Raw genomic sequence first — 11,577 nt, 5'->3', positions numbered from 1 at the left:
ATGTGAGAGTAGGTCATCGTCAGCTCTCTATTCAAAAGCTAAACCCCCCTTTGCGAAAGCAGAGGGGGGTTTTGTTTGTCTGGGGTTTTATTACTATAAAAATTTTTAGATTAATACAATATTCATTATGCTATAGTTTTATTGAAATTGAAGAAGATGTGTCTTTATAGAAAATCAATTATGAGTATCTTTAATACTACGAGCCATGCAAATATTCCAACTAGTTTGTTAAAGTTATAATTCTTTTAAGATTCAGTCCTTCACTTAAATTATAAATCAAATGATGAGATATTATGCTATTTGAAAAACTAAAATCTTCAAGTTCACGCCTCAATATTTTATCGCAGTGCGATATTCTAGGCAGCTATGATTTCTTCACAACAATAGTTAGTTTTGAATCATTAAGTATTCAAGATTTTAGAAACATGCAAAAATATACAGATTCTTTGCGAAATACTTATTCTAAAAACTCGAACATGGAACATGGTGCTTATGAGGTGTTATCAAAAACGTTACCTTTGGTAACTCATGAATACACGCACTTTTACGATTGCTCTTCTACAGTATGGGGATCAAAATATCTAAGCATTATGTCACAAGCTTATATAGCAGATAATTTGACCTATAAGGCTACCGAGAAAGACTTTCATTATGCAAAAAAGTTTCATGATCTAATCAGATTCTCTCGTTTACCAGAGTACTATACTGATAAAACAGACGTTATGGATAATAGTCGCCCTTGGAAACATCATCAGTCTATAGGGAATAGGTTTTTAAGCTCTGGAGAAATAAGTGACCACCCAATAATATTTACATGGTTTGGAAATAGTCATGGAGAGCAACTAGTACGATCTCCCATATCTACGATTTCAATTTTAGAATGTTCTGCTATGGCGCAGGAAATCATTGCAAATCTCAGTTTAATAAACCTTTTGGAAGAGAGTCAAAGGATCGTTGAACTCAATTTGTATACTAAAAAAATTCTTGACTATGTTTACAATAAAGATATTACAGAGTATTCGGTTTGTGCTCATCTTATGTCAAACAAGTTTAATGAACCAGATATATTATTGACTTATACAGCATCTGCTTTACTTTGCCGTCTGGTATTGAATACTCCATCTAAAGTGTATATGAAAATATTTGAAGAGTGTGATTTTGAAAATATATTTGGCTCTGATCAAAATACAGATGAAATAGTAGATAAAATTAAAATGGGTCTTAAATATTTGGAACCAGGATTTTTATATTATCTCATATGTTACGCTATGCCATATGGAAAATTAGATGAATCAGATTATGGTTTTTCATTGATTTGTGCTGGTCTTCAAAAACTTGGAATAAACTATGCAGATATAGAAAGTGAGTCAAGGGAAGAGTTCTTGAAATACTCTGATATAGCTGTCAATTCAAAAATTAATAGTATTTCTATATTAGCAAAAGCTGGTCAAGAAAATTACAAACTAACTGACTGGAGTAAACCTATGATTAAATTTGATAGCTTAAGTTTACCACCCGCTCTTCTCGGAGATTCGACCGAAATAAATATATTTTCAGGAGATAATAATTCTCTTAAGGCCTTGAGCTTAGATAGTATTTATGATGAACTTATAGTAGGGCAGATTTGGGTTGAAAGATTTGTAGAGGCCTGCGCTTAAGTTTTTTAAAAAGCTACTAAGTCTATAATTTTATGTCTTAACTAAAAGAAGTGAAGTGATTGATTTTTATTAATAGGTTATTTAGCAAACTAAGTAACCTTGATTCAAGAGACATCTATCTATCTTAAACATTCTAAAACAATTCCCCAACCTCAACCACTTCCTCAAAATCAAAGCCCAATTGCTGGCCTTTAAGTAGTCGCATCTGCTCTATACGCTGCTTACGTCCTACGATCAATCTAAGCACCTCACGGCGCTGCTCGTTAGTCATGTTCAGCCATAGCTGACGCTCAGGACGACTGCGTAGGCAACCAAAGCAATAGCCTTTTTTATTGCTCGTGCACACACCAATACACGGATTGGCAATCTCGAACAGCTGAAACTGTTGATTCATGGCGGCTCCATCGCGCTTATCATTATTCCTTTAACTTGCCTCATCTTATTTTAAAACATTATTATGTCGTAAATAACGAATAATAGTGTGCCGCTTTATTGTTACTGTTTTTGGCGAGGCAATGCTATGCTTAGCTTTTATAGCATATATAAAGTCATCATAACAAAATTAATAAGTGAGATTGTACGTGAACATTATTTATATTCATGGATTGGATAGTGATGCCAACTCGACCAAAGGCATATTATTAGAAAGCTATTGCCAGCAGCATCATGCTGATATTAACGTGTATCGCCCAGACCTTAATAGCGCACCTACGCAAGTCTTTGAGCAATTAGTTAAATTGGTAACCGAACTCAATACAGAAGACAAAACTGTACTGATTGGCAGCTCGTTAGGTGGCTATTTTTCTACCTTGGTGAGCAATCATACAGGCTGTCCGGCTTTACCATTAAATCCTAGTACTCAGCCACACGTGACATTACAGCGTTTTTCTGACACCTCAGTATCAAATAAAGAAAGCAGTGACGAGTTATCTCATAGTAACGTCCTGCATACGACCGCTGGCGGTTGGGAAATAACCCCTGCGGATTTACAATGGTTTGCGGATCATCAATTGGTATCCATTAATTATCCGCATAAAATTGCTGTCTTACTCAAAGAAAATGACGAGCTACTAAATTCTGAACTATCAAAAGACTTTTATCAAACGCAGGGAGCGACGGTAACTATGCAAGCGGGTGGTGACCATAGATTTACGGATTTTGGTGAACAGCTACCGATGGTGATAGATATGCTACAGCGTTTGTTATCGACTTAAAGAGACGACATTATCTGACGTGAGCGACTGACAATTAGCGTTACCGTCGTTATTTTTGGTTATAATGGTTCAATAGAATAAATGATCTGTGAATATTAAGGGAAGCATTTGTGAGTGAATATAATGCGCAATCGTTAGAAGTTTTAGAAGGACTTGAGCCGGTACGTCGTCGGCCGGGCATGTATACGGACACCACCCGTCCGAACCACTTGGCACAAGAGGTGATTGATAACTCCGTCGATGAGGCGTTGGCTGGTTATGCTAAGACCATCAAAGTTCAATTGCATAGTGATGGCTCGCTGTCAGTTGAGGATGACGGGCGCGGTATGCCGACCGATATCCATCCTGAGTTTAAACAGTCAGGGATTGAGCTGATTTTGACCCGCTTACATGCTGGCGGTAAGTTTTCTACCTCTAATTATGAAGTTTCGGGTGGTCTGCATGGTGTCGGTATTTCGGTCGTCAATGCACTATCAACCCGCGTTGAAGTCACCGTATGGCGTGATAGTACACAGTTTGAAATGGCGTTTGAAAATGGTGCGCCAGTTACGCCTTTGACGGAAACGATCAGCTCAAACAAGCGCAAACGCGGTACGAAAGTACATTTTTGGGCGGATGGTAGCTTCTTCGATACGCCCAAGTTTAATGTTAAACAACTCAAGCATAATCTGAAAGCCAAAGCAGTGTTGGCCGCGGGTTTGACGATTGAGTTCGTCGATGATATTAATAATGAAAAAATCGTTTGGCAGTTTGCCGATGGGGTTGTTGAATATTTAAACGAACAGTTAGATGGTTTAGAGACCTTACCTGAAGCACCTTTCTACTATAATTACGATGCGAAAGCGGGCGAACGTGCAGCCATTACCTTTGCCTTGTCTTGGTTGCCAGATGGCGGTACGCCCATTCAAGAAAGCTATGTCAACCTTATCCCGACTGCTCAAGGCGGCACGCACGTTAATGGTCTGCGCACTGGTATTCTAGAAGCCTTACGCGAGTTTTGTGATATTCATAACTTATTGCCGCGCAGTGTGAAGTTGACGGCAGAAGATGTATGGGATGGGGTCAATTATATCCTGTCGCTTAAGTTTTCTGAGCCACAATTTTCAGGGCAAACCAAAGAGCGTTTATCGAGTCGAGAAGCTGCGGGTGCAGTACAAACGCTAGCAAAAGATGCCTTTAGCCTGTGGTTAAATCAGCATGCCGATATGGGTGCTCAAATTGCCGATTTAGCGATTAATAAAGCGGGACGTCGCCTAAAATCTGCCAAAAAAGTCGCGCGTAAAAAGATTACTCAAGGTCCTGCATTACCTGGTAAATTGGCTGATTGCCGTGGTGATTTGCGCGATGGCGCAGAGTTGTTTTTGGTGGAAGGAGATTCGGCGGGTGGTAGTGCCAAACAGGCACGAGATCGTCATTATCAGGCCATATTGCCACTGCGCGGTAAGATTCTAAATACATGGGAAGTATCCTCAGATACCGTGCTGTCGAGCCAAGAAATCCATGATATCGCCATCGCTATCGGTGTCGATCCGGCGTCAGACGATTTGTCCGAACTACGTTATGACAAAGTATGTATTTTAGCGGATGCGGATTCTGATGGTCTGCATATTGCCACCTTGATTTGCGCGTTATTCGTTAAGCATTTTCCAGCGTTAGTCGATGCAGGACATTTATTTGTCGCCATGCCGCCGTTATATCGTGTGGATGTCGGTAAAGACGTGCACTACGCGTTGGATGAGCCTGAGCTTGCCCATATCTTGGCCAATGTACCGGGTAATAAAAAAGCGCAAATTACGCGCTTTAAAGGGCTGGGTGAGATGAGTGCAGAGCAGCTGCGTGAGACAACCATGAATCGTGATACTCGTCGTTTGGTGCAGTTAGATATGGACAATATGGTGCTCACCAATAGCGTCATGGATATGCTGCTCGCCAAAAAACGCTCTGCTGACCGTAAGACTTGGCTTGAGGATAAAGGCAACTTGGCTGATATTTCATAAAGTATCGTAATAATGAATACTAGATAGGCTGATTGCTCACTGTAGAGTCGAGTAAGAGATAGCGCAATAAAAGCCTGTAAAAGGCAATTTAGTGGCATAAACTTAATGGTATTATGTAGCTATCTTTTATAATCTGGTGCCGTTATGACATCGAAGTTTACCCATCGCTCTAAGCTGCCAATTACTGCTAATTCTGCACGCTCTAAAATATTGCCAAAGCTTAGCAAAAAGGATTTAGGGCATTTAATTCCCAAACGGGGCGGCACAATTGCTCCAGTGATAGCCTCTTTCCTATTAAAAACCTCAGGATGGCGAATCGTTGGTGAAATTCCAGATATCTCGCAAGCGGTGGTATTGGCATTGCCGCACACGTCAAACGTTGATGGCGTCTATGCATTACCCAGCTTGTTTGCCTTAGATTTAAAAATCAGCATTATGGGCAAACATACATTATTCAAAGTCCCAGTATTGGCGCAACTATTACGTTGGATGGGTATTATTCCCATCGATCGTGGTAATAAAGGCTCTGTGCTACAAGCGAGTATTGATAAGTTTAAAACCGGTGAGCCACTGTTTTTGGGATTATCTCCAGAAGGAACGCGGGAATATACCAAAGACTGGAAGACAGGATTTTATTACCTAGCAGTGGGTGCTGGTATCCCTATTTTGCCAGTGGCGTTAGATTATAATACCAAAGAAGTGCGTTTTTTATCTGCTGTGTATCCTACTGGAGATATCGAGGCTGACTTGCCAAAAATCTATGCTCAATATAAAGGGGTGATACCAAGACATCCTGAGCGCTTATCGCAGCCACTACAGGATGTTAATAATTCAGCCGATTAGGTCTATCTTGCGAATATGAGCGTTCGAACCTCTTATGAATGGTTAGTAAAACGCTCATATTCAAATACAAAGATAGCAATGTTTAGAATTGAGGCTGACCGTTAGAAGCATTAACTCCACCATCTACCGGTAAATTAACACCGGTAATCATCGACGCATCATCACTCGCTAAAAAAGTAATCGCGGCGGCAATATCCTCTGGCGTGGCCAGACGACCAAGTGGACAACGATCTAAGAATTTATCAGTCTTGGCATCATTATTCTGAATGGCACTGGTCATGTTTGTCTTAGTCACGCTTGGATTAACCGCGTTGACTCGCACTCCATCAGGACCATGATCTAAGGCGAGGGTACGCGTTAGATTGCTAACGCCAGCTTTGGCAGCATTGTAAGCGGCCATATTCCAATCACCACCGACCCCTGATAATGAGGAGACATTGACGATATTACCTTTGGTCGCTATCAAATGTGGCATGGCTGCCTGACAGACATAAAAAGTACCGTTTAAATTCACATCAATCGCTGATTTCCAGTCTTCAGCCGTTAGCTCAGTAATTTTACCTTGGGTGGCTTTACCTGCATTGTTCACCAAAATATCAATTTTTTCAAACTGATCAATGGCTCTTTTAATCATTTCTTGCACTTGGCTCTGCACACTAATGTCGCAAGTGATGGTCATATAATTATCGGTATGAATCCACGTACGGTCTTGTGGGAATTCTTTGGCTGTTTCTGCCAACGTATCGGCAGTCCGTCCCACTAAAACGACACTAGCACCTTCCTGAGCAAAGCGAATGGCCGTCGCACGACCAATACCTGAGCCTGCTCCTGTTACGATAACTGTTTTTTCTTTAAAACGTTTCATAGTATTCAGTCCTTGTTTTTATATGCAAATAATAATAGTCACTACACAAAAAATGAATGAGCAGACCCTAACGTAATGGCTGCACTATAAATCAATGCGTCAGCTGTGCTACTTTTATGTCATCATAACAAGTCATTGCTTGGAAAGCGACTTTGTATAATTGCACTTATGTAGTTTACTTTTTCTTTATTGAATTATGCCTATCATCTTCACAAAAATGGCATGATCTTTGTAAGTTGCCGGTTAGGGTACGTTGTATTTCATTGATAATAAAAGGTTGAGACTGTGTTCAATTCGATTACTGGCACATCTGATGGGGGTTATCTGGCCAATGAGTTGGCCTGCTACCTACAGACAGATGCTTTAGACATTGCTTTACCTAACATGCAAACCATAGAGATTCGTTATGAGGCTCATTATACAGCTCGACAGTATCACTATCATTTGCCACTAGGTAAGCTTCAACTATTAGCGCTCACCTTATATCTGCCTTCTGAGACCAGCTTGGTTAATATCGAAACAGTACGTATGGCAGCGGTCAAAGCGGTGCTAGCATGGCAAAAGACTAACTGTTCTCAAGATAAAGACAACCAGGCGCTCGTCTATGACGTATTGGTCGTCGACATCCAATTCAGTGAGCACGCTAATAGTAGCAACAATAATGACAATAACAGTGACAATAATATTGAACACAATAATGACAACAATAATAATGAACATAACCGTCAGCGCAATCAGTTACCGAAGCGCTTAAAGCACGAATTTGCAGCGCGCTATTTTATGGAAAATTTGGTCGTCGACATGAGTGACCACGCACAGCGACTGCAAGTATTTAGCTGGCATGATTGGGGTTCGATAACGCTCGCATTACAGACGCCATGCGAGCTGTGGCGATTCTTAGGGTATCATCTTGACCAGCTCCAGCGCTCGGTCGCCAGCCATGTCGCGAGTTTTGAATCTGAAGACATGCTTGTCACGCAGTTTTTAAGCAGTGCGCTCTTATTTGACCATGCTATTACGATCGATAATGCCCTTATCAAATATGGTATTCAGCAAGCACCAAATTCTGCCTTGGTAGCCATGACCTTAGCTCAAGAAAATAAGAGCCAAACTGCCCAGATGTATCAACAACATAGGCAACAAGCAGCAACACTCTGGTCTCAACTTAGTACACAGATGATCGACACGGTCAGTGCAGAGTTGACAGCTCAAGCAGACACCGAGTCTCTAAAGCCACAGTTCTCTCTTTGGCAGCAGCAATTATTAGACGAATCCGCGTTTTCGCGACATGAACTGATTCGCACTTTATATAGACACCCAAAACAAGAGCTGGCGTTGCAAAAAACTGGCTATGTGGTACATCAGCATTCGTATGAAAATCTCGGTCGGCATTATGTGCTGATATTTTATGGGCAAGATTTGGCGGGGCAGAACAGTAAAGCGGCTATTCAGCCAAACTTACAGCAAATTGCGCAAGATGTCGCTACGCGTCTGCCGATGACTGAGCTACACCATGTCATCATACTTGGTATAGATTTTATCTCTGATGCCGGCGAGACTTTCATGGACATCGATCTGTGGATTCAACCCGTGAATAATATGACTCAGCGCGAGCGTCAACTTACCAAGCAAATACAACGTCTCAAACAGCAAGGTGCTGAGAAGCAAGATATTCAGCAGCCAGTGGCTAAGAAGCAAGCGGCTAAGAAGCCAAACAAGCCAGTAAATGATTTGCCTCAGATCCGTCTCAACCTTTCTATTCCAGCCCGTAAAGATAAGCTATAAATCGATACTACAGTCAGTGAAAAGTAATATCGATACATCATGCACTGCTGATATCAATTTTTCTTGCTTGCTGTGCCTGTGCAGACAGAGGCTACAAAAAATTGATATCTGCAGTATCGTAGCGTTTTCGGGGTATTTTGACTATGGATAAATTTGTCGTCGTTCAACTTAAAGAAATCATCCATAATACAAACACCCATAAAAAAAGACAGCCTAAGCTGTCTTTTTTTGTTCGAAATTATACTTTCACAAAGATTTATTTATTGGTGTCGTCGATAAGACCGCTACCAGGTAATAAATCGTTATTAGTCGTAGTTCCAGTAGTTCCAACATCAGTAGTATCTACAGGATCAGTACCAAGTTTTGTGGTATCGACCGTATCTGTACGTAAGTTGGTAGTCGAGGTAGTTGGTGCACTCGGCGTATTCTCACGAACTGAATCAGCAACTTTGTCTTGCGTTGATGAATTAGGCGTCAAAACAGACTTCGCTTTTGCTTCAGTACGCTCTTTGTCCATTTTGTCCTGCATCTTGCGTAGGAAACGTGCTGCTGCTTCTTGACCGCCAAGACCGAATGATAGAGCAAAGGCAACCGCAACGGCACCTAACGTTAGACCAAATGCTAAGTTAACGATAGAGTCAGCAATACCCATCGCTTTTAGACCCATGGCTAGTACCAAGCCCATGATTAATACACGTACGATGTTTGCTAAGAACTGTGAGCCTTGCTCAGAGCGCTCAACGACACCAGCAATGATATTGGCAAGCCAGAAACCGATGAATAGAATGATCGCGCCCAAAATGATGTTGGCACCGAACGCGATAAACATCGTGATAATAGCTGAGATAGGCTCAAAACCTAATAAATCAGCGGCTGCGATAGCAGCAAACAGCATGGCAAAAAAGATGATCGCATAACCAACAAGGTCAGAGACTCTTTTATCACCCATGGTTTCTTGTAAGCCAACTTTCGCAGGCAACTGGTTGATCTGAGTGTTTTCGATCAAGCCTTTAATAATATTAGCGACCATACGTACCACGTAGAAAGTCACTACTAGGATAGCCACTGCCATAAAGATGTTTGGCAAAGCTTCCATGATTTTGTTCAGCATATTCGTAGCAGGACGAGCAATCACTTCGATTTTTAGCGCGTTTAATGCGGCAATAATCGTTGGGATAATCACAACTAAAAATGCTAACGAACCTGCGATATTAGGTAGGCTGTTTTGCTCGTTCAAACCTGCTTTTGACGCCAACTCTTGCACGTTAAAAGTAGAAACAAGGTTGGTCACAATGCCGCGTACAACTTTAGCAATGATATAACCAACGACAAACACCACACCAGCAATTAGGATGTTAGGAATAAAGCTGAAGATTTTGTCTACCATATTAGTCAATGGGGCAAATAAACCGTCAAGCTCTAATTGACCCAATACCATGGTTAGAACAACCAATAAGATGAACCAGTAAACCATATCAGCAATCGTGCTACTCATTGGTTTTACGCCAGCTTTAGCGCTTAAACGCTCATCCATTGATGTTTTGGCCAGTGCAGCGTTGATCGCTGTGCGGGCAACAGTTGCCACAACCCAACCAATCACACCAAGAGCAATGGCACCGATCAGATTAGGAATAAACGCCAACACTTGGTTAACCATATTTGCAAACGGTGCTGAGATAGAATTCAAGTTCAACTGACTAAGCGCCCCTGAAATGGCAATGATAAAGATAAACCAAAAAACAATCTTAGAGATAATACCCTCTAGATCATAGGTTTTGCCAGTAGAAGAGTTCATGCGTTGATTAAGATTCACTTTAGACAGCACACCGCGTACCAGTGCCGCGATGCCTAGGGCTACGAGCCAGCCAATAATAAATATTAAGATAGCACCGATAATGGAGCCGATCGGCCCACCAAGATAACCATTAAAAGATGTGAATGTTGGGTTCATCTTATCCTCCTTGAATCATCATATATGAGCCGTGAAATAACAAAGGTAACCATTACAAATATTAGATAATCAGCACCTTAGTTATTGAGCAAAACCATATAGATGGTAATTATAAATAGTGTTTTTAATTTAAGTTATACAGGGACATTATAGTGACTGGAAAAGTAATACTACTATAGGAAAATATGGATCTGCGATGACCATTCGTCTCTATTACGTACTATGGCTACCGATATCCCAATATATACTAGTAAAACTGACGTCCAGTTACTTATCACCTTAACTAATTTAGCTTAGCTGATGTATTGATAGATTTAAAGACAGAAAGCTTAACCTGTTACTATATTTGTGTGATAACTTGTTATTTTTATGAGAAATGTTAACACAGACTGTACATTGGCCCGATAATTTCACCCTAAACATGGCTCCTAAAACTAAGATTTGTTATTATAGAAATATGTGACATCTCGCCACTATACTTACAATTTGAGAGTACTCTATGAAAAAAATCACTACTTTAAGCGTTAGTGCACTTGTTAGTGCTATGTTATTAGTTACTGGTTGTAGTACTAATAATGGTAATCAAGAAACCTCTAGTCAAAGCGTTTCAGTGACTGAAAAAAGCCCAGCCAATGAAAAAGTGGGTTATAGCCTGGGCTATATGATGGCAGAAGGTAATAAAGAAGCGGTCGGTGATCTCAACCTTGATACCTTTGAAAAAGGCTTTCGTGATGGTTATGAAGGCAATGATTCCGCACTGACACAAGAGCAAATGCAAGAAGTATTGATGACCTATCAAAAAGAGCAAGAAGAGAAGTTTGTCAAAGATATGGAAAGCAAAGCGACTGACAACAAAGCCGCTGGTGAAGCATTCTTAGTTGCAAATGCGAAAAAAGAAGGCGTAAAAGAGACGGCCTCTGGTCTACAATATAAAGTAATTGCTCCAGGTACTGGTAAATCACCAAAAGCGACTGACGTGGTTGAAGTAAACTACGAAGGTAAATTAATCGATGGTACGGTATTTGACAGCTCTTATGAGCGTGGTGAGCCGATTGAATTCCCACTAAATCAAGTTATCGCTGGCTGGACGGAAGGTCTACAGTTGATGAAAGAGGGCGGCAAATATGAGTTTTATATCCCATCAGACATCGCTTATGGCGAGGCAGGTAACTCAGGTATCGAGCCTAATAGCACTTTAATCTTTACCGTTGAGCTGTTAAAAGTAAAATAATTCTGAAATAAAATCTAATACTCTATCTCGTCC

The 11,577-nt window shown here is 40.8% G+C and carries 9 protein-coding genes; 6 read left to right on the top strand and 3 right to left on the bottom strand.

The window, feature by feature from the left end:
* Positions 1-293 precede the first annotated feature (293 nt).
* A complete protein-coding gene (locus tag AAEY72_RS12900; protein WP_352310783.1) occupies positions 294-1,658 on the top strand; it encodes a hypothetical protein in 1,365 nt (454 codons plus the stop codon).
* 133 nt (positions 1,659-1,791) lie between these two features.
* On the opposite strand, the gene AAEY72_RS12895 is transcribed toward AAEY72_RS12900, so the two are convergent.
* Complete coding sequence (locus tag AAEY72_RS12895) at positions 1,792-2,052, bottom strand: DUF1289 domain-containing protein (protein ID WP_352310781.1); 261 nt, start codon at positions 2,050-2,052, stop codon at positions 1,792-1,794.
* A gap of 187 nt (positions 2,053-2,239) precedes the next feature.
* On the opposite strand from AAEY72_RS12895, the gene AAEY72_RS12890 reads away from it, so the two are divergent.
* The 3 genes from AAEY72_RS12890 to AAEY72_RS12880 all read left to right on the top strand — a co-directional run bounded on the left by AAEY72_RS12890 (position 2,240) and on the right by AAEY72_RS12880 (position 5,712).
* Positions 2,240-2,872 (top strand): YqiA/YcfP family alpha/beta fold hydrolase, encoded by a 633-nt coding sequence (locus AAEY72_RS12890; RefSeq protein WP_352310779.1) that lies wholly within the window; start codon positions 2,240-2,242, stop codon positions 2,870-2,872.
* A gap of 110 nt (positions 2,873-2,982) precedes the next feature.
* Entirely contained in the window at positions 2,983-4,869 is a 1,887-nt protein-coding gene (gene parE / locus AAEY72_RS12885; RefSeq protein WP_352310777.1) for a DNA topoisomerase IV subunit B, read from the top strand.
* A 144-nt stretch (positions 4,870-5,013) separates the two neighbouring features.
* Entirely contained in the window at positions 5,014-5,712 is a 699-nt protein-coding gene (locus AAEY72_RS12880) for a lysophospholipid acyltransferase family protein (RefSeq protein WP_352310775.1), read from the top strand.
* Positions 5,713-5,794: 82 nt separating this feature from the next.
* Here AAEY72_RS12880 and budC read toward each other — a convergent pair whose 3' ends face one another.
* Entirely contained in the window at positions 5,795-6,577 is a 783-nt protein-coding gene (gene budC, locus AAEY72_RS12875; protein WP_194620984.1) for a meso-2,3-butanediol dehydrogenase, read from the bottom strand.
* A gap of 285 nt (positions 6,578-6,862) precedes the next feature.
* On the opposite strand from budC, the gene AAEY72_RS12870 reads away from it, so the two are divergent.
* Positions 6,863-8,362: a hypothetical protein gene (locus tag AAEY72_RS12870; protein ID WP_352310773.1), complete on the top strand. Its 1,500-nt coding sequence runs from the start codon at positions 6,863-6,865 to the stop codon at positions 8,360-8,362.
* A gap of 256 nt (positions 8,363-8,618) precedes the next feature.
* Here the strand turns inward: AAEY72_RS12870 and AAEY72_RS12865 are convergent, their stop codons facing one another.
* A complete protein-coding gene (locus tag AAEY72_RS12865; protein ID WP_352310771.1) occupies positions 8,619-10,313 on the bottom strand; it encodes a mechanosensitive ion channel in 1,695 nt (564 codons plus the stop codon).
* Positions 10,314-10,812: 499 nt separating this feature from the next.
* Between AAEY72_RS12865 and bamJ the strand changes: the two genes are divergently transcribed.
* Positions 10,813-11,544: a BamJ family beta-barrel-assembly machinery protein gene (bamJ, locus tag AAEY72_RS12860; protein ID WP_010201297.1), complete on the top strand. Its 732-nt coding sequence runs from the start codon at positions 10,813-10,815 to the stop codon at positions 11,542-11,544.
* Positions 11,545-11,577 lie beyond the last annotated feature (33 nt).

This window comes from Psychrobacter sp. W2-37-MNA-CIBAN-0211, assembly GCF_040309405.1.
Taxonomy (GTDB): domain Bacteria; phylum Pseudomonadota; class Gammaproteobacteria; order Pseudomonadales; family Moraxellaceae; genus Psychrobacter; species Psychrobacter glaciei.
Note: the sequence above shows the minus strand (reverse complement) of the source record. Positions and strands in the feature narration are given on the sequence as shown.

Bases quoted from the DNA above. Each gene is read 5' to 3' on its own strand.
- bamJ (WP_010201297.1), top strand. From the start codon at position 10,813: ATGAAAAAAATCACTACTTTAAGCGTTAGTGCACTTGTTAGTGCTATG.
- AAEY72_RS12865 (WP_352310771.1), bottom strand. From the start codon at position 10,313: ATGAACCCAACATTCACATCTTTTAATGGTTATCTTGGTGGGCCGATC.
- AAEY72_RS12880 (WP_352310775.1), top strand. From the start codon at position 5,014: ATGACATCGAAGTTTACCCATCGCTCTAAGCTGCCAATTACTGCTAAT.
- budC (WP_194620984.1), bottom strand. From the start codon at position 6,577: ATGAAACGTTTTAAAGAAAAAACAGTTATCGTAACAGGAGCAGGCTCA.
- AAEY72_RS12900 (WP_352310783.1), top strand. From the start codon at position 294: ATGCTATTTGAAAAACTAAAATCTTCAAGTTCACGCCTCAATATTTTA.
- AAEY72_RS12895 (WP_352310781.1), bottom strand. From the start codon at position 2,052: ATGAATCAACAGTTTCAGCTGTTCGAGATTGCCAATCCGTGTATTGGT.